Here is a 23,216-nt window from a genome sequence, read left to right as displayed (position 1 = left end):
CTTATACCCCCTAAGAGAAGCTTGTTGTTCATTCAAAAAAAGTGTATTGCACTGACAACAAAAAACATCGCTTGTTATATTGTAGCGATTTTATATGGTTTCGCAAACATAATTCTTCCAAAAAAAACGAAAAAACCCCCGCAGATGCAGGGATTTAAACGAAAAATCACAGATATATCATCGATAAAGGGCATGAGCCACTTTGATACACAAATCCATGATGACAAGTTTGGAATCATCTTTCAGTATATCATAAGCTCCCTCGTGAATAACGCCTTGTTGAGCCCAGAACGCTTTCGCATCGACGTTTTTGGCTTCTTCAGCGATTTCAGGAAGATATTCAGAACGTCGAAAGACATTGATAATGTCAATGGGTCCCTCCACCTCCGCAAGGCTTGCTACTGCTTTTTGACCGAGCACTTCCTCAACAGCCGGATTGACGGGGATGATTTCATAACCTGCCTGCTGCATCGCCTCGCTTACCTGATACGATGTACGGTGCGGCTTATCAGAGAGGCCGATGACGGCAATACGCTTCGAGTTTTGGAGCAGTTCTTTTATCTCTTGTTTCGATGGATTTTGAAAGGTCACGTTAACGCCTCCTATTCTTCGATTAAACCTTCCTCAACCAAATATTCGCTTGCAACATCAGCCGGGGAACGGTCTTCATAATCTACCTGATAGTTCATTTCTCTCATTTCTTCATCGGAGATCTTTCCTGACAACTGATTCAGGATTTCCTCAAGCTCCGGATACTCTTCCAGTGTTTCCTGCTTCATCAATGGTGCACCTTGATAAGGCGGGAAAAGGTTCTTCGTATCCTCCAACACTTTTAGGTTTAATTCTACCATATAACTATCCGTGGCATAAGCGTCAATGATATCCACATCTCCGCTCGATATAGCACCTTGACGGAGACCGGGATCCATGGTCCTCACTTCGGCAAGATCGAGCCCGTACAGCTCTTTCATCCCTTGATAGCCGTCTTGTCGGTCGTTAAATTCCAAGGTGAAACCTGCAGTCAGCTGATCTTCCACAGCTTTTAAATCTTCCATGGTTTCCAGGTTGTAGCGTTCTGCTATTTCCTCCGTGGTGGCAACCGTGTACGTATTATTAAATGCCATCGGCTCCAAATAAGCCATATCGTACGTTTCTGCCATCCCACGCTTTGCCTGCATGTAGACTTCCTTCTTATCGTTGCTTTCTGCCTCTTCATCAAGGAGGGATACAATGGCTGTTCCGGTGAACTCCGGATAGATATCAATACTTCCTTCCTCGAGTGCACTGAAGACCAGGTCCGTTTTCCCTAAATTAGCCTGCAAGCCGACTTGGAGGTCGGTCTCGTCTTCTATCAAAAGCTTATACATATTAATAAGGATAGCAGGCTCCGATCCAAGCTTGGCACCGAGAACAAGGTCATCTTTCCCTTTACCTCCGAATGCGAGCGGCCCCACAGCGATAAGTGCAGCGATTACCAATAAACTGATCAAAGACCGGAACCCGGACTTCGCTGATGTTCGTTCAAATAAACGCAAAATCAAATCGAGAAGGATGGCAAGCAGCGCCGCAGGTATCGCACCAAGAAGAATGAGATTGGCATCGCCGCCTCGGTCGAGCCCAAGCAGAATTAGATCACCGAGCCCGCCTGCTCCGATTAATGCTGCAATGGTCGTCGTCCCTACGATCAGGACCATAGACGTCCTTATTCCTGCCATAATGATCGGCATCGCCAAAGGCAGTTCCACTTTAGACAACCTTCGGAAAGAGGACATGCCCATACCTGTAGCCGCTTCTTTCAAAGCAGGATCGACCCCTTTGATACCTGTGTACGTGTTACGCAGGATCGGAAGTAGTCCGTAGGCGGTCAAAGCAATAACAGCCGGTGTCTGGCCGATCCCGAACAGCGGAATAAGAAAAGCCAGGACCGCAAGGCTAGGGATCGTTTGCAGGACTGCCGTAAGTCCGATGATCGGTTCTGCAATTTTCTGTTTGCGCGTCAACAGTAAACCGAGAGGGACAGAAATCAACGTAGCAATGACGAGTGATATAATGGAGATTTGCAGATGTTCCCATATCTTCTCAAGCAGAATGTCCTGTCTCTGGCTGAACACTTCGATGAATTGATTCATACCTCTTCCTCCTTCGACTGGCTTTTGAGAAAGAGAACGATATCTTTATAGGACAGTGTTCCGATCAGCTTATTGCCGCGAACGACAGGCAGGCTGTCATATTTGTGCTTCTCAAACAGGACAACTGCATCTTTCAAGACCATCCCATTATCCAGTTCCGGAACAACCTCCCGGCGTCCATCCATGACTGCTCCGCCGTTCGTACCATCGGACTTGCGAAGATGAAACATTCCATGAGTCGGTACACGGCCGCTCTCGTAATCGTCCACAGAATAAACAGCATCGTCGGATTGTTCCATAATGACGTCGACCGCCGTCTGCCACGGTGTTTTTCTTGAGCCGATGAAATCCTCCACAAAGCTGTTCACCGGGTTAAGGACAAGGTTTTGCGGGGTGTCCAGTTGGACGATTTCCCCTTCTTTCATCAAGCAGATCCGATCCCCGAGTGCCAGTGCCTCATCCATATCATGGGTAACGAAAACAATCGTCTTCTTAATCTCCTGCTGAAGCGAACGTATATCCTTTTGAAGCTGCTCTCTGCTGATCGGATCGAGAGCACTGAACGGTTCGTCCATCAAAATGATTTCAGGATCGGCAGCGAGAGCACGTATGACACCGACCCTTTGCTGCTGACCACCGGACAATTCACTCGGCTTACGCTTCCTGTGTTTATCAGGGTCCAGTCCGACCATATGCATCAGCTCATCGATACGGGCCGATAGATCCTTTTTCTTCCATTTTTTCATCTCGGGTACAACGGCAATATTCTCTTCGATGGTCATATGTGGAAACAGAGCGATTTCCTGCAGGACATAACCGATGTTCCAGCGCAGTTCATGAATGTTGTACTCTTTAATATCCTTGTTATGTATCTCTATTAATCCTTCCGTCGGTTCAATGAGACGATTGATCATTTTCATCGTCGTCGTTTTTCCGCATCCGCTCGGCCCGATGAGGGCGAGAAGTTCTCCTTCGCGAACGTCAAAATTAACGTCTTTTAACGCCGTGGTTCCGTCCGGATAGGTTTTTGTCACATCTTTAAACGTAATCATCGTTTTCCTCCTGTAAACAAGTTAGCTGGCATCATATTTATATATCCATTTTCCTATATGGATAAACCTTCAGCGGAAAGTTTGGTCTGTCAAATCCCCCCATGTTCGTTTCCCCTATCCATTTATCTAAGAACTGCTCCAAAAAAAACTTGTAATGAACCGTTCAATTGGTATAATAAAGAGTCGTCGGAGCGAACCTCGCTCCCTTTAATCAGTACATAATAGAAATGCGGAAAATTGGACCAACAGCCTTTTCCTTTGCCCTCGCAGCAGGAAAAAAGTATTTGGACAGACAGTTCTTTAACTGGACGACACATGATAAACTATTACTATGAAAGGAGATGAACGCCATGGAGTATGCTCTATATATAGTTCTCGCCTATATTTTAGGCTCGATCCCTTCCGGCCTGATTGTTGGAAAAATCGGCTACGGTACAGACATCCGTGAGCATGGAAGCGGAAACCTCGGAGGAACGAATACGTTTCGGGTACTTGGCATGAAAGCTGGCCTCATCGTTACAATATCAGATATTCTGAAAGGAACCTTGGCTGCAGCAATCCCTTTCTTCGCCGGTGCTGACGTCATTCCTCTTGTCATAGGTATATTTGCAGTCATTGGACATATGTATCCTGTCTTTGCAGGTTTCAAAGGAGGAAAAGCGGTCGCTACATCTGCCGGTGTCATCTTAGGCGTGAACCCGCTCGTATTTCTGATTTTGGTCTTATCTTTCTTCATCCTTTTGTATATCAGTAAATATGTCTCCCTGTCATCGATGATCAGCGGAGTTATCGGCATTATTGCAGCCGTTCTCACCAAAGATTTCGGTTTGAGTATAATCATTGGATTATTTACGGTTTTCGTCATTTATCGGCACCGATCCAACATTAAACGGATCATCGACAAGACCGAACCGAAAATTACCTGGATGTGAATATCCATGAAGGAAGCTTATCCTTTCCGGGATAGGCTTTATTTTATAGCATACCCTAAAGGATAGTGCACATCCTGCAAGCATTCCGTTGTATATTTAGAAGTACATATTGTATACTTTCACATATATTGAAGGTCTGAAAGGAGTCATTGTCATGAACAAGACAGAGCTTAATACAAACAAACAACTTCCTTCTAAAGAAGAGCGCCATAAGCTTTTCGGATCCGTAGCACCGGGACCGCGCACAAAGCCTATGGAAAAAGATAAAATGGCCGATCTGCAAAACTCAAGAAAAGATTTCTTATTTGATATCGATATGGTCGGGATTTCGAATGTAAAGCATCCGATTCGGATTCCGAGCGACCTCACACCTCAGATCCAAACAACCATCGGTACTTTTTCTTTCGGTTCTTCGATTGAAAAAGGCAGTAAAGGAACAAATATGAGCCGCTTCACAGAGCAGCTCGACAAGTATCATAACGAAGGCTTCGCCGTCGATATAGCTACATTGAAGCAGTTCACAGAGGAACTTGCGGAACGCCTGAAACAAAAAGACGCAGAAGTAGAAGTAACCTTCCCTTGGTTTTTTGAACGGAAAGGACCTTATTCCGATCTTGCAGGCATGAACCATGCGGATGCAACCATACGGGTAGAATATGATGGGGAGACAGGTCATGATATAACAGTTGCATTGACAGGGAAAATCACAACATTATGCCCTTGCTCCAAGGAAATTAGTGAATACAGTGCGCATAACCAGCGTGGGAATGTCACGATGGAAGTGAAATTAACCGATGATTACGATGAGCAGGACTTAGATTGGAAAGCTGCCCTTTTAGAAGCGGCGGAAAGCAATGCCAGTGCACGTATTCATCCGGTCCTCAAGCGTCCGGATGAGAAAATGGTGACGGAGCAGGCTTATGAAAACCCTCGTTTCGTCGAGGATATCGTACGTCTAGTTGCAGCAGATTTGTATGAGTACGACTTTGTGGAGGCATTTAAAGTTTCCTGTCGTAATGAAGAATCCATCCACCTGCACGATGCAGTAGCAACGGTGACTTATGATAAGAAACAGGAACAAAACTAAGGTTCGCAAGCGATGAAACACATAATGATTGCATTGATCCAGTTTTACCGGAAGGGCATCAGTCCATTCTTCCCGCCGACATGCCGATTTCAACCGACATGTTCCGAATACGGACTTGAAGCCTTTCGCCGGTTTGGATTCTTTAAAGGTTTTTACCTCACTGTAAGACGCATCTCGAAATGCCACCCCTTTCACAAAGGGGGATTCGATCCTGTTCCAGATAAAAAACGCAGCCTTAAATAATGCAGAAACAGGTTTGAACAGATGAAACACAGGATACAGCACTATTAGACCATCTGAACGAACAGGAGATGAAATCATGAATTTAACAGTAACTGAGGAAGCAGCAAAATGGTACAAAGACGAGCTTGACATAGAGGAAGAAGGACACCTCCGTTTCTATGTCCGGTACGGCGGTGTCGGAGGCCTGCAGCCGGGTTTTTCTTTAGCCATCAGCCTGTCAGAACCCGTCGATCCAATTGCTCAAACGGATACAGGAACGATTCACTTTTTCATTGAAGCGGATGATGAATGGTATTTCGACGGCCATTCCCTCCTTGTGGAACTAGATGAAAAATGGAAGGAACCTTCCTTCGAATACCAAAAATAAGACGCCTTATGGCGTCTTATTTTTGGTTTAAGGGCGTTCCTTCTGCTTTTTCAAACGAAATCTGCGAATGTGCTCCCCATATCCTTCCTTAGAGAGGATATCAAACTGACGATCCCCGAAAAGGTCGAAGTGAGGAAAACGGGGGTCACGGTGAATCCATTTGCTGTCAAGGCCATGTACCTTGCCCCACTCCTCCAGTTTCTGAATATCTGCACATCCGACTTTCGTTACTGTATCGCATCCCGGAAAGCGATCATCAAGCCAAAAATGTGTCAGAAAAGCGATTTCCCCGTTTTTGACACGGCGCTTCCATTCCATCAATTCTTCACGCTTCACTCCGAAAGCCATCAGGAGGACGGCTCCATTGCATTTACGTATGCGTCGTGCCAGTCGGGAAAACGACGCCGGATGGAAACGGGACGGAAATTTTCACTCTTTACGATAACGTGCTTGGTTTCACCGGAAACGGCAAGGGTCCCGTCTGCATGCACCACTTCATAGCCATAGGATACGCGAAGACCGTCGTAGGCAGCTATCCATGTGCGCACTTTGACATCATCTCCGTAGCGGACTGGATTCTTAAAGCTGATATTCGCATCGATGACAGGAGAAACGACTCCTTGCTTCTCTATTTCCGCGTAATTGAAACCGATCCCCTCGATGAAACTCGTCCTGCCGATTTCAAACCACACAAGGTAGTTTGCATGATAGACAACCCCCATCATATCTGTTTCCTGATACCTTACCTGTATCGGCGTTTCTACTATTTTCATCGTTACGACTCCCTCCGTACCATATTCCAAGCTTTCTCAAAATCATTAAGCTCTAATACATTCATATCCGCTTCTTCCACTTCCAGAATCCTGATGGCCTGAAACTGGATGGCTTCGTTGACTAGATTGTGAATAAATCTTCCATTCCCCTGAATAGAATGATCGGTGAACTTCTCAAGAAGAAATGACTCCGTCCATTCATTGAAATGATAGCCGTATTGAGCCGATTGATAGTGTGTCATCTGCAGCAGTTCCTGTTCCGCGTAATCAGGAAAACGGAAATACTTTTTGAATCGGGATGATAACCCTGGGTTGCTGTCAACCAATTGTTCCATTTCCTTCTCATACCCTGCTAAAATGACCACTAAGTTTTCATTGTGCTTCGTCATTTCGTCGACGAGTGTCTCGATTGCTTCTTTTCCGAATTCGTCACGCCCACCATTATATAAGGAATAGGCTTCATCGATAAACAGTACGCCTCCGAGAGCTTCTCTGATCTTACGCTTCGTTTTTATAGCGGTTTGCCCGACATAACCTGCTACCAGATCACTTCTCGAAACGACGACCATGTGGCCGCGCTTAAGTAAGCCGCATTCTTTAAGGACCCCTGCATAAATATCAGCCACCGTCGTTTTTCCTGTTCCCGGGTTACCAGAAAAGACGGAATGTAGCTGAATCGGTACAACCGGGTATCCTTGTTCTTTCCGTTTTTGCTGCGCTTGTACGAAGGAAGAAAGCTTACGCACTTCCTCTTTGACATTGTGAAGTCCAATTAAGGAATCAAGGCGCTTCATCGGGGAATGTTCGCTGGTATCAGAAGATTCCTCTACATCCAAATCATCCAAGTCAATTCTCATATGATCAAGCCAGTGGTGCTTGTCTCTCTCCGCTTCTTTCGCACCTTTTTGGAAAACGGTTTTCAAAACGAGATTTTTCACCGTCCGTGCATTCCCGAACGAATCATCGACCCTCTCTCTTTCAATTAAAGAGACAAATTCATTTCGAGCTGCTTCTGTGAAAAAGAAATCGTTATCTAGCGCGGTTTCTTCGGCAATCGTGATGAGTTCGTCCATCTGATAATCCGGCAGCTCCATTTGATTCTGTTCCGGAAATCTACTGCGTAATCCGGGATTGGACCATAGGAATTGCCGCATTTCCTCCGGATAACCAGCAAGAATCACCGCAAACTTCCCACCATATTCTTTGCTTGTCATAGCAGAGACGAGCGTATCAATAACGGCTTGACCGTAGTCGTTTCCTGTCTGTCCTTCCCTGCGGAGTGTATAGGCCTCATCAATAAAAAGCACTCCTCCGATGGCTTGTTTCACATAATTCATCGTGTTCTCTTCACTTTGTCCAACGTAAGATCCTACTAAATGGGAGCGGTTTACTTCCACTACCTCTTTCGTTTCAAGAATCCCCAGTTCATGATAAATATCAGCGAGCAGGCGTGCCATCGTGGTTTTTCCTGTTCCTGGATTACCAGTAATAATCATGTGCAGACCCGGTTCGTCGACCATGGAAAAACCAAAGCTTTTCCTTCTTTGCTGATATTTAAGAAAATGGTAGTACCTGCGAATGTATGTCTTTACATCCTTCAAACCCACCATCCTGTCGAAAGCTTCTAATGGACTTCCATACACACCACCTGTCAAAAAATCAGGCAAACGCTTGAAAAGCTCATCCTGAACGTCGGATAAACGTCGCATTCGCTGATTGATGTCTTTGACAGGGAGCCGTATTCTTCGGTTCTCTATAGACGCGATTGCATCCTCCAGCATCGTTTCAAGGTCTGTCAATTCCTGATAGACTTCCTGGTAAATTTTCATACGAGTGGATGCATTCAAAATGGTCTTCTCAGCAAGATCCCCATCCCACGTTTCCCGTAGTTCTTTAATATCCTCATATATAACTCTTGCCTTTTTCGCCTTTGCAGAATCATGATCTGTCTCATGAAGGGACCATTGTTCAAACGGCGTATCCCTTAATAACTTATAAGCGTGCAGCAGCAGTTGGGATTCATATAGATCATGGATAAGCGGATGGTTTCCCTCCATGACTCTTGCCTCATCGATAAACTGCTCGGCAAGCGCATCCTTTCCATCGTGTCTTTGAATCCGGTGATATGCAAGTGCCGCATACAACAGGGCCTGCAGCTCTTTATCCTGTAATTCGTTTTCATTTAAATATCGCAATGCTTCCGTTTCAGAAATCGGCGGCTGGTCCTCTATATCCGACCATTGCCTTAACTTATCTAACATGTCCAATCACTTCCTTTTCTATCAACGCCTTTCATTTTATCACAGACAACGAATTATGTAGACGAACACCGCTTAAAGTCGAGAAATGAAAAGCCGTCCCTGACAAGGACGGCTTACCATCAATATTGCTGATGCCTGGATTCATCTTTCATTTCTTCCCTCATAGCCTGAAGAGATTGGTTTCGATGTTTATTTTTCTTCTCGATGTCCTGGCGCTCTTCCTCGGTCGCGTAGGCTAATACATCATTTGACGCTTCTATGTTCTCTATCGTGTTCTGCACCTGATTCTGTAACCGCTCCACATTATCAGCCCGATGATCCGGGTTTGGCTTTTGATTCGACATATGCTGTTGTTTATGAGACATCTCATGAACCTCCTAAAAAGAATGAACCATCCAGTGGTCAACGATTACTTTTCCCCTTCGTCCGGCACTTTATGAAGGAATTCAAAAAAAAAAACAAATCCCAGTTTAAGACGGGATTTGTTTCATTCGATCTCGGTGGCGTTTCTCTATCCGTTCATCGATCTGTGCCATTAATTTCTCATCTGCCTGAATAGAGCGAATGTTTTCTTTAATCCGTTCTTCCAGGGATATGGGTTTATGTCTTCTCATGGGAATCTCTCCTTTAATAAGCAGTATTTCCCTTAAACAATAAAAATATTCCTAATTTAACGCATCTTTCATCTTCACCATAAATTCATAAGTCATCGGGCCTGTTCTCCGCTCTTTTTGGATAATTCCATCTGTACCTATGAAATAAGTGGTCGGAATAGCTAAGATCTGATATGTCTCATTTATTTCGAGCTGTTCATCCAGAAGAACAGGAAATGTATATTCCCCGCTGCTGATAAAATCTCTCACCATACTTATTCCTCCGTCTTCGGTGCCGGTACCGTTTACGGCAAGGATCTCCACTTCATCAGAAAAGGCTTCATAGAACTTTTGCATTTCGGGCATTTCTTCCCGGCATGGGGGACACCAGGTCGTCCAATAGTTAAGAAACACTTTCTTTCCCCTGTAATCGCTTAGACGGACGGTCTCTCCCGTTACTGTCTCCACGGTGAAATCAGGAGCTGCCTCCCCCACCTCTAAGCCGTCCGGCGCATTCGGAGCCACCATCCCTGCCCCCTGCTTTTCTTCTGTATCCCTCTCACCCGTTTTCTCATCTTCCCCTCCAAAACCGGGAAGGACAACCATGGCGAAAAGTACAAGGAGAAAAGCCAAAGCCAGCCATTGCTTCATTATATCCTGCCCCCGTCCGAAACTCATTTACTTCTATGTATAAGAATAACGGAATTCTTTTATTCCTTCTAGTCCCTATTTTATATGAAAGAAGAAGACCGCCCAAAGGACGATCTTCTTACATTGGATCAGCTCAATTTATTTCGTAGAACCATTTGCAGAATACCACCGTGACGGTAGTAATCCACTTCCACTTCGCTGTCAAAGCGGGCAATTACTTCAAATTCTTTCTTGTTGCCTTCCTCATCGGTCGCTGTCACTTTGACAAGATCGCGCGGTTTGACACTTTCACCCACTTCTACATCGAACGTTTCACGTCCGGACAGACCGAGAGACTCAATAGAATCTTCTGGTTGGAACTGAAGCGGAAGTACACCCATCATGACAAGGTTGGAACGGTGGATTCTTTCAAAACTTTCTGCAAGGACCGTTCTGATCCCCAGAAGGTCTGTACCTTTAGCCGCCCAGTCACGGGAGCTGCCCATACCATAGTCGTTTCCAGCAAGGACCATCAACGGCGTTTCGTCCTGCTGATACTTCATAGCTGCTGTGTAGATCGGCATCACTTCTTCTGTAGGCCAGTAAGTTGTGAAACCTCCCTCTGTTCCAGGAGCAAGTTCATTACGAATACGAATGTTTGCGAACGTTCCGCGCATCATTACTTCGTGGTTACCACGACGGGATCCGTATGAGTTAAAGTTTCTAGGGCTTACGCCATTTTCCTGCAGGTACTCGCCGGCAGGCATGTCTTTAGGAATAGCACCGGCCGGAGAAATGTGGTCGGTCGTTACCGAGTCGCCAAACCTTCCGATCACACGCATACCCGTTACCGGTTTAACCGTTTCAGGTTCACTTGATAGACCTTCGAAGAACGGCGGATTCTGAATATATGTGGAGTTATCGTTCCAATCATACAGTGGTTCGTCCGTCGTATCGATTTCATTCCACTTTTCGTTGGAATTAAACACGTTCTCGTACTCTTTACGGAATATTTCCGGCGTTACGACACGGGAAATCTCTGCTTTGATTTCTTCCTGAGACGGCCAGATGTCGTTGAAATAGACGTCTTTACCATCTTTATCCTTACCGATCGGATCATTCTTAAGATCGATATCAACCGTACCTGCAAGTGCATAAGCGACAACAAGCGGTGGTGATGCCAGGTAGTTCGCTTTTACAAGCGGGTGGATACGTCCTTCAAAGTTACGGTTACCGGAAAGAACGGAGGAAACCGTCAAATCACTGTCCGCAATCGCTTTTTCGATTTCCGGAAGAAGTGGACCAGAGTTACCGATACATGTCGTACATCCGTAACCGACAAGGTTAAATCCAAGCTGGTTCAAATACTGCATTAATCCGGAATCATCCAGATAACGCGTTACTACCTTCGAACCGGGTGCAAGAGAAGTCTTCACGTAATCCGGAACTTCCAGACCCTTTTCTACGGCTTTTTTAGCTACTAATCCAGCCCCCAGCATAACGTGTGGGTTGGACGTGTTCGTACAGGATGTAATAGCAGCAATCGCAATAGCACCTGTCTTCATTGTTGACGTATCGCCATTTTCGAACTTGATCTCTGCTTTCTTATCAAATTCGGACTTATCCAACCCGAAACCGTGGTTTCCGGATGGACCAGTGATCGCCTGCTCAAAAGATTCCTTCATTTTGGAAAGTGGAATCAAATCTTGTGGACGCTTCGGTCCGGAAAGGTTCGGCTCCAAATCTCCGAGATCGATTTCAACCAATGAAGTGAATTCCGGATCTTCAAGGGATGGATCGTACCAAAGATTGTTCTTCTTGCAGTATTCTTCAACGATTTGGATCTGCTCTTCGCTGCGGCCGGTCAAACGAAGGTATTCCAACGCTTCTCCATCTACAGGAAAGAATCCACATGTCGCACCATATTCAGGAGCCATGTTGGAGATCGTCGCACGATCAGCCAGCGGCATTTCCTGAAGACCAGGTCCGAAGAATTCAACAAATTTACCAACGACGTTCTGTTCACGAAGCTTCTGAGTGACTTTCAGTGCAAGGTCAGTAGCCGTTGTTCCTTGTGGGAAGCTGCCGTTCAGTTTCACACCAATTACTTCCGGAGCAGGGAAATAAGAAGGTTGTCCGAGCATCCCGGCTTCTGCTTCGATTCCTCCGACACCCCATCCTAGTACTCCAAGACCATTGATCATCGTCGTATGTGAGTCGGTTCCGACAAGTGTATCCGGGTAAGTATCATAAGTACCGTCCTCGTTCTCAAGAGCGTGGACAACGTTTGCGATGTATTCAAGGTTAACCTGGTGTACAATTCCTGTTGCAGGTGGAACAGCACGGTAATTATCAAATGCCTTCTGTGCCCAGTGAAGGAATTCGTAGCGTTCTTCATTACGTTCAAATTCAAGTTCCATGTTTACATTCAAGGAATCAGCAGTACCATACTTATCGACTTGTACAGAGTGATCAATTACAAGATCGACAGGTACTTCCGGGTTGATTTTATCCGGGCTGCCACCCATGTCCACCATCGCTTTTCTCAAAGAGGCGAGGTCAACGACTGCCGGTACTCCGGTGAAGTCCTGCAGAATTACACGGGAAGGTTTGAATGGTACGTCTTCCCCTTTTGATTTTTCAGTTCCCCAATGCGCAAGACTCTCTACGTGTGCATCAGCGATTACGCGTCCGTCGTGTTGACGAAGCAGAGATTCAAGTAGGATACGGATCGAGAAAGGTAGACGGGAAATCTTACCGTGTCCCGCTTCTTCTAAGGCTTTCAAGTCATAATAGTTGTACGTTTTGCCATTAAGGTCAAATTGTTTGCGAGCATTAAAAGCATTGCTAGCCATGTTCCTTGTTACCCCCTCATCAATATTCAAATGGTGTCACCGTTCGACCGGCTTCTCCATTCCCCAAATTTGTATATTTGTGACCTATATTTGTAATAGATTCACAAATCTGCAATCTTTATTGTAAATGAAAACGATTTATAAGTAAAATGAATAAACGCAAATTTTTCTGAATTCGACAAATTTTATAACCAAAGACCCTTCGGGAGCGCTATTGTAATTAGATGTCTGAACTTTTATAATATAGTCATCGATACCTACCAATAAATTGAAACAGGTGATCAAATGTCAGGTGGATTCGCTTTATTTATTATCGGGTGGATCGTAGTCATGGTCGGACTTATGAGTATCGGCGGTTTTTTCATGTTCCGCAAATTTCTGAAAAGAATGCCGAAAGAAGACGGAAAGTCAGCTATTGACTGGGAGGAGTACTATGTTGACGAGACAAGACACATGTGGAGTGATGAACATAAGTTGCTGCTGGAGGAGCTTGTCTCCCCCGTTCCAGAATTGTTTCGTGACGTTGCACGCCAGAAGATAGCAGGAAGAATTGGGGAAATTGCTATACAGAAGAAAAAAAAGAAAATAACTCAGGACATTTTGATTGAAGGGTATATACTGGCAACTCCAAAAAGGGACCATAAATTTCTCGTCAAGAAACTGAAGGAAAAAGAAATCGACATCCGCCCTTATCAAACCTTATTGGAACCATAAAAAAAGGACCCGGCATTTTATGCCAGGTCCTTTCCTCTATCCAGTTTTTTCTCCAACTGCAGATACTGCCTGAGCATGGCGAGCCTCCACGTGAAGATCATTCCAAAAGCGAGAAGGAAGAACATACCGCTTGTTTCCCCGAGAGGGATATGCTGTCCGACAACCAGTTTGAAAATGATTCGGACAATTAGAAGCCCGAAAAGAATGAATGCAAAGGCTTTCGAGGGTACTAAAAAAATCTGATCTCCCCTTATTTCGAACTTGGAGGAGCGGATCAGGAAAACAGAGAACAACATCCCGATCAAAAGCGCTTCTGCTACCTGTGCCCACTCCACCCGAAATACAGGAAATACAAACATAAGCGCCCCGGTGCTCATAAAAAAGGGCGGCAGAATAATTTTTTTAATGCTGGCCGGCTGCTTGGAAGCCCGGAGTCGGACAAATATCATGGCAACAGCCATACCAGCAGCCGCAACCGTACTTGCAATTAACCAGAACATACCGATTCACACTTTCTTTATTTCGTCCCCGACTGCGCTGGTAAACGAATTAATCCAATGCTTCTTCCGCTTCTTCCCTGTCGTTGGCGATGGTTAAAATGATTGTCATCGTCACCCCTACAACGGCCAAGTAAACACCTAAGTCAAAGAGGATAGCCGTAGCCAAGTGTGTTTCCCCTAAGATCGGCAGATGAAAATAAGCGTCTGTATGGCTGAGAAAAGGTACATTGAAAAGAAAAGAACCTGCCCCTGTAGCAAGGGCGATAATCAATCCAACAGGAATGACGTAACGGAAATTGACCGGTAGTATCTTTTCCATGGCACGTATGCCATAAGCCATATACATAAGGACGATAGCAGCAGAAGTCATCAGACCACCGATGAATCCTCCCCCAGGCTTATTGTGGCCCGCAAAGAATAGATACACGGAAAAGCCGAGCAGTATGAAGGCGATCAATGTTGTTGTGGTTCTTAGAATGATGTCGTTCGTTCGAGTCATACGAATGCTCCTTTGTCTTTTATTCAAGTACTTTCATGATAATACAAAAACAGCAGAAAATCCATGATCAGAAACCTTGGAATCCGAAGAAGCCGGCAAGGTAGGAAGTAAGCTTCGTCATCCAGTTAAAATAGAGCGCAATCCCTACCGCTATCATTACATATCCGCCTGCCTTTACGATTCCCGCACTGTGTCGTTTAATCCAACCCAGTTTGCCGACAAAGAAAGACAGCAGGAGAAATGGGATGGAGAAACCGAGGGAATAGGCAACCATCATGACTAAAAACAAGTCCGGAGAGTCAGCTGCGAGCGACAAAACACCGGCAAGAATCGGCCCCGTACAGGGCGTCCATCCCAGCGAAAAGGCTAAACCAATTAAAAAGCTTCCCGCATACCCGGAAGGACGGTTCTTGAACGCTATTTTGCGATCCTTCATTAAAAAACGAAAATTAAAGACGCCGATAATGACGAAACCAAAGAAAATGATAAGAATTGCTCCTAAGCGACGGATCACGGATTCATTTTGAATGAGAAACTGACCAATAAAACTCCCTGAAAATCCAAGAATCAGAAAAATGGTGGTAAACCCAAGCAAAAACAGTACCGTGTGCAACAGGCTGCGCCTTTTCAACATCCCGTTATCTTCCTTTAATTCATGAACGCTCATCCCGGTTATGTAGGAAAGAAAAGCTGGATACAAAGGAAACACACACGGAGAGATAAACGATAAAAATCCTGCACCAAAAGCGAGAAATACATTGACTTCTGTCATTGGCCCACCCCCCTTGTTTCTGCGTCGCCTACCATTGTATCAAATAAAAATCGGAAAAACGACGAAAGTGTGTGAACATCTATGGAAGTTTACATAGATAGAGCCTTCTCCCAGACGTCCGGTAGAAGGCTCGATTCATTATTTCATTTGGTTGTTCATGGAACGCATCATCTGATTGATCTTCTTCTGTGAAGGCTTCTGGCCCATCTGCATCATCAGTGTACGTAACATCTGTTCGTTAATTGGCGGGTTTTTCTTTAAATAGTTCATCATGTACCTTCTTGCGATGAAGAAGCCCAGGGCTACACCACCGACAAGAGTCAACAAGGCTATGATGATAACCCATACGATCCCCAGTGTCATGTTTTCGTCTTCCTCCTTCGAATTGTCTCCCATAACAGTATAGTAAAACGTCTATGAGAATACAATAGCCGTTTTAAGAGAAGAGTCTGGCAGAAGGCAGCGGGGCAATCCATCCATAATATTGACCGGACAATTCGATAATAAAGAAAGAATGATCCGTATTCCTTAACGGGTGGAAAACAGAGCTCTCTGCCTGCCAAAGGCTCTCACTGTAATAGAGACAACAATAGTTCTTACTTCTTATTATATCATAGCCGCTCGGTAATTCGAAAAAAGGACGACACAAATCGGCCGTTTTCTTCTCCAAAGACCCTTCCGCAAGGGGAAAATCACAGAATGGAAAAGAATCGACTATGTAAGACAACTGCTTGTAATGAATAACCGGCTCATACTCCTCCACACATTCAAGGAAGAACTGCCTGAGCACTTCTGCTCTATGGTAATACTTTTCCATAACCTCTCTTTTCACGGAAAAAATGATAAACTGCATCGCTATCCTCTCCTTGTGCTTATTATAGAGGGCGCAGGAGGGATATGCTGTCATAATATGAAAGGACAGGCATGGTTATTTTGTCAAAATGACGCTGATTTACATTATGTAAAACAGGAAAGAAGAGAGCTTCCGAAGGCGGAAGCTCTCCCTGTTATTTATTTCATAAGGTTCTCCGCATGTTTCACAACATTTTCTACAGTGAAACCGTAGTTCTTGATTACCGTATCTCCAGGTGCGGAAGCGCCGAACTTGTCGATACCGATAATAGAGCCGTCCAGACCAACATAACGGTCCCAACCAAAGGATGCTCCCATTTCGACAGCAAGACGTTTGCGAACGTTTGAAGGAAGAATTTCTTCTTTGTATTCCTTAGACTGAGCTTCGAAGTGAGTAAAGGACGGTACGCTTACTACGCGGACATCGAATCCTTTTGTCTTCAATTCTTTCTGCGCTTCTACGATCAGCTGAACTTCCGATCCGGAAGCGAGAAGAATTGCATCAGGCTCTTCTTTGTCAGAATCACTAAGGATATAAGCTCCTCGCTTCATACCTTCATATGCTTTCTCTTCCGTTCCTTCAAGTGTAGGAAGGCCTTGACGAGTCAATACGAGTGCTGTAGGCATCGTTTCAGACTCCATCGCAATCTTCCATGCAGCATTCGTTTCGTTTCCATCTGCAGGACGAAGGACTGCAAGATTAGGCATCGCACGAAGAGAAGCAAGCTGCTCCACAGGCTCGTGAGTAGGTCCATCTTCTCCTACTGCTACAGAGTCATGAGTAAGGACGTAGTTTACCGGCAGGTTCATCAAAGCAGATAAACGAACGGCCGGACGCAGGTAATCACTGAACACAAAGAACGTACCGCCATAGATCTTGAGACCTCCGTGGAGGGCAATTCCGTTCATAGCAGCCGCCATAGCGAATTCACGTACACCGAACCAGATGTTTCTTCCGGCATAGTTTTCACGTGTGAAATCTTCTTCTTCTTTGACTGCTGTTTTATTTGATCCTGCAAGGTCGGCACTACCACCGAATAAAGAAGGAACTGTTTTGGATAATGCATTGATCGCATCACCGGATGCCGCACGTGTAGCCGGGCTGTCTTCTCCTACTGTATAAGAAGGAAGCTCTTTGTCCCAGCCTTCCGGAAGCTGACCAGCGATCGCCGTTTCCAATTCTTCGGCAAGCTCTGGATACGCTTCTTTATACTGCTTCATCAGCTCGTTCCATTCCTGCTCTTTCGCTTGACCATTGTCTTGAATTTTCTCTTTGAAGTCTTGATAAACTTCATCCGGTACGTGGAACGGCTCATGCTCCCACTTGTAGAATTCTTTCGTAGCTGTTGTTTCCTCAGCACCAAGTGGCGCGCCGTGAGAAGCGGACTTACCGGATTTGTTCGGTGAACCGAATCCAATGACGGTTTTCACTTCAATCATAGTAGGCTGCTCTTTATTCGCTTTTGCTTTTTCAATTGCTGCTGCAATTTCTTCGGTATCGGTTCCATCTTCAACACGGATGACTTCCCAACCGTAAGCTTCGTAGCGTTTCTCTACGCTTTCGCTGAAGGAACGATCCAGATCTCCATCAAGAGAGATGTCGTTGGAATCATAAAGCACGATCAATTTCCCAAGACCTAAGTGACCTGCAAGGGAAGCAGATTCCTGAGAAACGCCCTCCATAAGGTCGCCATCTCCGCAAATGGAGAAGGTATAGTGATCGACAACATTGTAATCACCGCGGTTGTACTTAGCAGCAAGGTGTGCTTCTGCCATTGCCATACCGGTCGCCATTGCAAGCCCTTGACCTAGAGGACCAGTTGTAGCTTCGACTCCGTCAGTGTGGCCGTATTCAGGGTGACCAGGAGTTTTAGAATCCCACTGACGGAAGGACTTCAAATCCTCGATGGATACGTCATAACCAGACAGGTGAAGCATGCTGTAAAGAAGCATGGACCCGTGTCCAGCGGATAGGACAAAGCGGTCACGGTCGAACCATTGAGAGTTCTTAGGATTGTGATCCATAAACTTCGTCCAAAGTGTGTAAGCCATTGGAGCTGCTCCCATAGGCATTCCAGGGTGGCCGGAATTAGCTTTTTCTACTGCATCGATAGATAAAGTACGAATAGTATTGATTGATGTTTGTTCAAGGCTGTTAGCCATGTAAACATTCCCCTTTCTGTTAAGGCATATGTACCATGTATTATCCTATAATGAAATTACATTTGAGACAAGCGCCAGGACTCAATAAAACCGTGACCGTTCTAATTTTCCCTGAATAAGCAAAATTAAACAAAGAAGCCGCACGCTTTATGGCTAAGCGTGCGGAGGAAGTTAATTTTTCTTCTCATTCTTCTGCATCTGTTTCAATTTTGCCGGTGTCACGTCGTTTCCTTCTGGATCTACAACCGTTACACCTTTCAATTGGTTCTTAAACGATTTGCGGGCGTTTTTCAAGTATTCCTGTCTGAGCGTTTTCTGCTCTGCTTTTTCGGAATCTGTCAAATCCACCTGCTTGGATTTATTGGCCAACTCATTAATTCGCTTGATTTTCTCTTGGGATAACATATGATCCTGCTCCTTTTTATTAGTGATCGATAAGCAGACGATGGTACATAAAACGGAAAAAGACAAGCAGCCTTCAGACCCTTGTCTATCGTCTATTTATATTACAGTTCTTCCGTCTCCTTTTCAAGCGATAGGTATTCTTTATACCTTCTATGTACGGTCGCTTTAGAAACGTCATATCCCAGTCCTCGAAGCGTCGCTGCGATATCTTTAAATGTCAAATCATTATTGCGAAGTCGCACAACCTCTTCAATTGGAAAATGGAGTCGTTCACGGCCCGGAGCCATGTGTCTGTTGGATAAATTTTCAGAAGGGTCATATCCTTCTGCTACAGCTTTCTTCATTCCTCTTCGTATTTTCATATTGTGGATTTTCCGCTGATACTCCTCCACAATCCCAACGATCTGAAGCACCATAGAATCCGACTCGGAAATCTGAAGTTCGCCTTCATGAGTAAGGGAATAAACCTTAACCCCAAGCCTGTTAAGCTGATGGAAAAGGGCTATCTTCGTATTCCCTCTTCCGAGCCTCGTCTCATCCTGAATCAGCAATGCATCTGCCTGTCTTGAAGAAAGGTACTCCAAAACAGAAAAAATACCTTCTCTTTCTATTTCGTAGCCGCTTGCCTGTTCTTCAATGCAATCGACAATTTCCAACCCGTGATTTTCTGCCATGGCAGTCAATTCCGCCCTCTGGCGTTTTAACGATGAGATCTGCGCCTCTTTTTCCGTGCTGACGCGGCAGTACAAAACAACCTTCATCTACAATAAACCCCTCTCTTATCCGCTCGTTACCATAGAATAATAGAGAAAAGCGAAGCTGACAACAAACAAAATGATGTACGTGACGTCCAGTTTGGATAGTTTATTGAACATGTGAACCCCTCCATATTAAGAACGAACGTTCCTAAGAACCTGTGTTCGCATTTGATATTTTTAATTATATACGAATGTACGTTCCTGTCAACGACTTTTTTCGAACGCTTGTTTGTGTTTTTTTGCCCTCCATGGTACAATGTGGTTACTATAATCCTATGTACGAGGTGCTAATCTATGAATAAACTTTCCAAGCGGCAGCAAGAAATACTAGATTTCATAAAAGAACAGGTAGTGTTAAAAGGGTATCCACCATCCGTTAGGGAAATCGGACAGTCTGTGGGTCTTGCTTCCAGCTCGACTGTGCACGGACACTTATCAAGGCTTGAGAAAAAAGGCTTTATCCGTCGGGACCCTACGAAACCGCGGGCAATTGAAGTTATTGAATTAGAAGAGGATCACAGTATTCCCAGAAGCGAGGTCGCCTATGCCCCTGTGATCGGTAAGGTCACAGCAGGGTCTCCCATCACCGCTGTCGAAAATATTGAAGAGTACGTTCCACTCCCGGATACGCTTGCAGGAACGGACGACAACACATTTGTGCTCATCGTACAGGGAGAGAGTATGATAGAAGCAGGAATCCTGGACGGAGATATGGTAGTAGTCAGACAGCAGCAGACAGCTCAGAACGGTGACATTGTCGTCGCTATGACAGAGGAAGAAGAAGCTACGGTGAAACGCTTCTTCAAAGAAAAGAACCACATCAGGCTTCAGCCGGAAAATGCGACAATGGAACCGATCATTCTTAGTGATGTATCCATTTTAGGTCGAGTTGTCGGTTTATACCGGACAGTACATTAAAATAAAAGAAGCGGCGGCTATTTTAAGCCCCGCTTCTTTCTTCTAATCCTTTATTTTTATATACGACACCTACCGAAAGAATTCCATCCCATCTGAACGTCCTTACCTGCTTCCGTGTATAACAATACGCCACTAAACAGGTCTCATCCATCCTGATGACTCTGATAAATCGCTGAGTAATGGATTGATCACGTGCAAGGTAAATGATTTCCAAAGGCATATGCTCCGTCATGGAACGATTTAAAAGTTGACGCATGTTATCACTCCTGCAAGAACGTTTGTTCTTATATTATAGGAGCAAGTATTCGGGAAGTATACCGGGAAATACTGGGCTGGTTCATCGCTTTAAATAATTTTCAATTTTCCGAGCCGTCTCGAGACGGGTCGCTCCTGATAAATCAACGAAATTAGAACCTTTCAGTCCTGTAGTTCCTCCACCTGCAACGATTATCTTTTTAGCCACTTGGCGCCTCTCTGCCGTACGCCTTAACGCAATCATTGCATTTTCCCGTATGGCGAGTGTTTCCACAGCCGGGAAATCGGCAAATGAATTGATAACAACTGCTACTTCTTCCATTTCATCATCCTCCAATTTTTTTAAGGCTTCTTCCATGGCTCTCTGTGTATTCGGACCATAAAAACCATCCACCGTTAACCGCTGGTCTCGTTGAAAAGCTTTGACAGCGGCCTCTGTAGCCGGACCGAAGGAACCATCTGCCCCGTATCCTCCCATTGAATAACCCAATTTCAAGAGGTTATTCTGCAGTAAACGCACCGCTTCACCCGTATCCCCAAGAGAAAGGTAGTTTGTGTCAATCGTCTCACCGATTCCTTTGAAAGCAACACCAAAGTACTCACAGATTCCCTGCGCATGTTCTTTCGCTACTTCTTGTTGAAAAGCTTCATTAATCATTAATAAAGCCTCGCGCCTGTTATCCATATAGCCGTTTTCGGTTAGAATTGCAGGCATATCTGTTTCTCGCAACACATGAAAATTGCCTTCTTTAACACCGCGCCAATTCTGTTGTGTGCCTCTTCGTAAATATTTGCCGACAAGTGATGCCAACCTACCCGCAGACCCATTTAAAGAACCGGGATAGACATATACTTCGATTCCACTGGGATCTGATCCCCCGAAAGAACCATCAAATGCATTGTAGTGCACCGATACGTAGATATCTGCTTTGTATCGGTTGGCCTCATTTGTTCTTGTCGTAAGAGGCGTATCTGCATCGGTTGGTGCAACCAACAAAACACGGAATCCGTGAAACAAGAGAATATCTGATAGATAAGCGACAACTTTCCTATTAAATTCATTCTCCTTGATCTGACGCCCCAGTTCCGGGATGTAAGGAGTCCGCTTTCCTGGAGTCCCCATTCCATGTCCATCATCCAAAGCCACTAACCTGCCATTCCAGCTTCCACTTGGATAGACTAATCTTGCCATGATGCTCTCCTTTACTATTCTATAAATTTACCAGAACCAATAGATGGTCCATAGTAACTACATCTATGTAACAAGGGTATGCATATTCTTGTCCGTTGGTTCCATCCTGCCATAACAAAGGGCACAGATATCCGCCTCTATCCCATAGAAAAAGCCATTATCATACAAAAGAAGCGCTCCGTTCTCTCCACGGGCACTCCTTCTTTCTATCTATATAATCTTCTGCAAATGTTCGGCCCTTTCTCCCAGCTCTTCTCCGTCTCCAACAAGCTCTTGATAAATCTCACTAGCGGACTTAATTTGTGTTAGTGCTGCCTCTACATCTTTTTGTATCTTTACCGTTCCCTTTGTGATGTTTTCTATTTCATTAGTGATGCTTTCTACATTTTCATTCACTTCGCTGATCGACTTATCCACTTTATTCGATAATTTGCGCACTTCTTTTGCAACGACATCGAATCCTCTCCCGTGCTCTCCCGCACGCGCAGCTTCAATTGCGGCGTTTAATGACAACAAGTTTGTCTGAGAAGCAATATCACGAATGGTCTTAACCACTCCCTGGATCTTAGTTGTTTGAATACCAAGCTCCCCAAGAGTTTCCGTGTTTTCAGAAGATATCGAAGAAATCTGATCTACTCTGTCACTTAAATCATTCTGAAAGGCTAATCCTTGGACCGCCTTTTCATTTAATGTGTAAGACATATCCTTCAACCTGCCTACAAGGTCCTGAAGTCCCTGCTGGCGCTCTGAAATATCTGTAGCAACTTTTAATATTCCACTGACTACTCCATTCTCCCAAACAGGCATATAGGTCGCTTCCAGCCAAATTTCTGCTCCGCGTCTGTTCTTTCTAAGAATTTTATCCTGGAAACTCCTCCCCGTTTTTAAATTTTCCCAAAAAAGCAGATACTCTCCGCTTTCAGAAAAATCCCGGAAACAGAACTCCTTATGATCTTTCCCTATAACTTCCTCGTTGGATGTATAACCCAATGTCTTTGCAAACCGATCATTCACGTAGCGTACCTTGCGATCGGTTGTGAAATATATCATCGCCAAATTATCGTTGATGGATTGAAACAAACGGTTTTCCATGACATCTCTACCTGTTTTACTAACCATTTCATTCCCCTTATTTTTATTTATTTTCCATTACGCATAGGTACTTTTACCCTAATTAAAATGTTGAAAACCACCCCGGGTACATTTTTTCCACTCGTATGCTTTTCATTTAAGGCCTCTACCTGGCATTTATAAGGTGAAAAACCA

27 protein-coding genes are annotated in these 23,216 nt (G+C 44.8%); 6 read left to right on the top strand and 21 right to left on the bottom strand.

Features of this window, described 5'->3' with window-relative positions; translation table 11 throughout:
* Positions 1-177: 177 nt before the first annotated feature.
* The 3 genes from QRD89_RS09605 to QRD89_RS09595 are packed head-to-tail and all read right to left on the bottom strand — an operon-like array spanning position 178 to position 3,181.
* Positions 178-591 (bottom strand): CoA-binding protein, encoded by a 414-nt coding sequence (locus QRD89_RS09605; protein WP_062513451.1) that lies wholly within the window; start codon positions 589-591, stop codon positions 178-180.
* 11 nt (positions 592-602) lie between these two features.
* On the bottom strand, positions 603-2,129 hold the full coding sequence (locus tag QRD89_RS09600; protein WP_286096791.1) for an ABC transporter permease/substrate-binding protein: 1,527 nt from the start codon (positions 2,127-2,129) through the stop codon (positions 603-605).
* Entirely contained in the window at positions 2,126-3,181 is a 1,056-nt protein-coding gene (locus QRD89_RS09595) for an ABC transporter ATP-binding protein (RefSeq protein WP_286096790.1), read from the bottom strand. Before QRD89_RS09595 ends, QRD89_RS09600 begins: the two co-directional genes overlap by 4 nt.
* A 350-nt stretch (positions 3,182-3,531) precedes the next feature.
* On the opposite strand from QRD89_RS09595, the gene plsY reads away from it, so the two are divergent.
* From plsY to QRD89_RS09575, 4 genes are all read left to right on the top strand, one after another.
* Complete coding sequence (plsY, locus tag QRD89_RS09590) at positions 3,532-4,113, top strand: glycerol-3-phosphate 1-O-acyltransferase PlsY (protein ID WP_008638189.1); 582 nt, start codon at positions 3,532-3,534, stop codon at positions 4,111-4,113.
* A gap of 154 nt (positions 4,114-4,267) precedes the next feature.
* Positions 4,268-5,200, top strand: a complete 933-nt coding sequence (folE2, locus tag QRD89_RS09585) for a GTP cyclohydrolase FolE2 (RefSeq protein ID WP_039871546.1) — start codon at positions 4,268-4,270, stop codon at positions 5,198-5,200.
* Positions 5,201-5,212: 12 nt separating this feature from the next.
* A complete protein-coding gene (gene yidD / locus QRD89_RS09580) occupies positions 5,213-5,443 on the top strand; it encodes a membrane protein insertion efficiency factor YidD (RefSeq protein ID WP_008638194.1) in 231 nt (76 codons plus the stop codon).
* A gap of 76 nt (positions 5,444-5,519) precedes the next feature.
* Positions 5,520-5,810 carry a HesB/YadR/YfhF family protein gene (locus QRD89_RS09575; protein WP_026577421.1) on the top strand — a complete coding sequence of 97 codons (291 nt, stop codon included), beginning with the start codon at positions 5,520-5,522 and terminating at the stop codon, positions 5,808-5,810.
* Positions 5,811-5,837: 27 nt separating this feature from the next.
* Here the strand turns inward: QRD89_RS09575 and QRD89_RS09570 are convergent, their stop codons facing one another.
* From QRD89_RS09570 to acnA, 7 genes are all read right to left on the bottom strand, one after another.
* A complete protein-coding gene (locus QRD89_RS09570; protein WP_286096789.1) occupies positions 5,838-6,158 on the bottom strand; it encodes a hypothetical protein in 321 nt (106 codons plus the stop codon).
* Positions 6,158-6,583, bottom strand: coding sequence for an acyl-CoA thioesterase (locus QRD89_RS09565; protein ID WP_026577423.1), 426 nt, complete (start codon positions 6,581-6,583; stop codon positions 6,158-6,160). Before QRD89_RS09565 ends, QRD89_RS09570 begins: the two co-directional genes overlap by 1 nt.
* A 2-nt stretch (positions 6,584-6,585) precedes the next feature.
* Positions 6,586-8,844 carry an AAA family ATPase gene (locus QRD89_RS09560; protein ID WP_062513444.1) on the bottom strand — a complete coding sequence of 753 codons (2,259 nt, stop codon included), beginning with the start codon at positions 8,842-8,844 and terminating at the stop codon, positions 6,586-6,588.
* A gap of 119 nt (positions 8,845-8,963) precedes the next feature.
* On the bottom strand, positions 8,964-9,188 hold the full coding sequence (tlp, locus tag QRD89_RS09555; protein ID WP_026577425.1) for a small acid-soluble spore protein Tlp: 225 nt from the start codon (positions 9,186-9,188) through the stop codon (positions 8,964-8,966).
* Between the two features lie 126 nt (positions 9,189-9,314).
* A complete protein-coding gene (locus QRD89_RS09550) occupies positions 9,315-9,458 on the bottom strand; it encodes an FbpB family small basic protein (protein ID WP_008638210.1) in 144 nt (47 codons plus the stop codon).
* Between the two features lie 51 nt (positions 9,459-9,509).
* Positions 9,510-10,088: a redoxin domain-containing protein gene (locus tag QRD89_RS09545; protein WP_008638213.1), complete on the bottom strand. Its 579-nt coding sequence runs from the start codon at positions 10,086-10,088 to the stop codon at positions 9,510-9,512.
* Between the two features lie 128 nt (positions 10,089-10,216).
* Positions 10,217-12,922 carry an aconitate hydratase AcnA gene (gene acnA, locus QRD89_RS09540; RefSeq protein WP_286096788.1) on the bottom strand — a complete coding sequence of 902 codons (2,706 nt, stop codon included), beginning with the start codon at positions 12,920-12,922 and terminating at the stop codon, positions 10,217-10,219.
* 285 nt (positions 12,923-13,207) lie between these two features.
* Between acnA and QRD89_RS09535 the strand changes: the two genes are divergently transcribed.
* The gene (locus QRD89_RS09535) at positions 13,208-13,636 is read left to right on the top strand and encodes a DUF2621 domain-containing protein (RefSeq protein WP_008640337.1); all 429 of its coding nucleotides are present in this window, start codon (positions 13,208-13,210) and stop codon (positions 13,634-13,636) included.
* Positions 13,637-13,653: 17 nt separating this feature from the next.
* On the opposite strand, the gene QRD89_RS09530 is transcribed toward QRD89_RS09535, so the two are convergent.
* The 8 genes from QRD89_RS09530 to QRD89_RS09495 all read right to left on the bottom strand — a co-directional run bounded on the left by QRD89_RS09530 (position 13,654) and on the right by QRD89_RS09495 (position 19,588).
* Positions 13,654-14,136, bottom strand: coding sequence for a CcdC family protein (locus QRD89_RS09530; protein WP_008640338.1), 483 nt, complete (start codon positions 14,134-14,136; stop codon positions 13,654-13,656).
* Positions 14,137-14,185: 49 nt separating this feature from the next.
* Positions 14,186-14,635, bottom strand: coding sequence for a Na(+)/H(+) antiporter subunit B (locus QRD89_RS09525; protein ID WP_008640345.1), 450 nt, complete (start codon positions 14,633-14,635; stop codon positions 14,186-14,188).
* 67 nt (positions 14,636-14,702) lie between these two features.
* Complete coding sequence (locus tag QRD89_RS09520) at positions 14,703-15,407, bottom strand: cytochrome c biogenesis CcdA family protein (RefSeq protein ID WP_008640346.1); 705 nt, start codon at positions 15,405-15,407, stop codon at positions 14,703-14,705.
* A 138-nt stretch (positions 15,408-15,545) separates the two neighbouring features.
* Positions 15,546-15,770 (bottom strand): YneF family protein, encoded by a 225-nt coding sequence (locus QRD89_RS09515; RefSeq protein ID WP_008640348.1) that lies wholly within the window; start codon positions 15,768-15,770, stop codon positions 15,546-15,548.
* A gap of 73 nt (positions 15,771-15,843) precedes the next feature.
* Positions 15,844-16,260 (bottom strand): sporulation inhibitor of replication protein SirA, encoded by a 417-nt coding sequence (gene sirA / locus QRD89_RS09510; protein ID WP_062513436.1) that lies wholly within the window; start codon positions 16,258-16,260, stop codon positions 15,844-15,846.
* Positions 16,261-16,418: 158 nt separating this feature from the next.
* Entirely contained in the window at positions 16,419-18,422 is a 2,004-nt protein-coding gene (gene tkt / locus QRD89_RS09505; RefSeq protein ID WP_008640352.1) for a transketolase, read from the bottom strand.
* A 171-nt stretch (positions 18,423-18,593) separates the two neighbouring features.
* Positions 18,594-18,827: a DUF896 domain-containing protein gene (locus QRD89_RS09500; protein WP_008640353.1), complete on the bottom strand. Its 234-nt coding sequence runs from the start codon at positions 18,825-18,827 to the stop codon at positions 18,594-18,596.
* Positions 18,828-18,928: 101 nt separating this feature from the next.
* A complete protein-coding gene (locus QRD89_RS09495) occupies positions 18,929-19,588 on the bottom strand; it encodes a YneB family resolvase-like protein (RefSeq protein ID WP_026577431.1) in 660 nt (219 codons plus the stop codon).
* Positions 19,589-19,879: 291 nt separating this feature from the next.
* Between QRD89_RS09495 and lexA the strand changes: the two genes are divergently transcribed.
* Complete coding sequence (gene lexA, locus QRD89_RS09490) at positions 19,880-20,503, top strand: transcriptional repressor LexA (protein WP_286096787.1); 624 nt, start codon at positions 19,880-19,882, stop codon at positions 20,501-20,503.
* A 22-nt stretch (positions 20,504-20,525) separates the two neighbouring features.
* On the opposite strand, the gene QRD89_RS09485 is transcribed toward lexA, so the two are convergent.
* From QRD89_RS09485 to QRD89_RS09475, 3 genes are all read right to left on the bottom strand, one after another.
* Positions 20,526-20,759, bottom strand: a complete 234-nt coding sequence (locus tag QRD89_RS09485; RefSeq protein ID WP_286096786.1) for a hypothetical protein — start codon at positions 20,757-20,759, stop codon at positions 20,526-20,528.
* 81 nt (positions 20,760-20,840) lie between these two features.
* Positions 20,841-21,950, bottom strand: a complete 1,110-nt coding sequence (locus tag QRD89_RS09480) for an N-acetylmuramoyl-L-alanine amidase (RefSeq protein ID WP_286096785.1) — start codon at positions 21,948-21,950, stop codon at positions 20,841-20,843.
* A gap of 210 nt (positions 21,951-22,160) precedes the next feature.
* Entirely contained in the window at positions 22,161-23,069 is a 909-nt protein-coding gene (locus QRD89_RS09475; RefSeq protein ID WP_286096784.1) for a methyl-accepting chemotaxis protein, read from the bottom strand.
* Between the last annotated feature and the right edge of the window lie 147 nt (positions 23,070-23,216).

This window comes from Halobacillus sp. ACCC02827 (assembly GCF_030291935.1).
Classification (GTDB): Bacteria; Bacillota; Bacilli; order Bacillales; family Halobacillaceae; genus Halobacillus.
The sequence above is the reverse complement of the archived record's forward strand: the minus strand, read 5'-3'. Positions and strand labels throughout refer to the sequence as shown.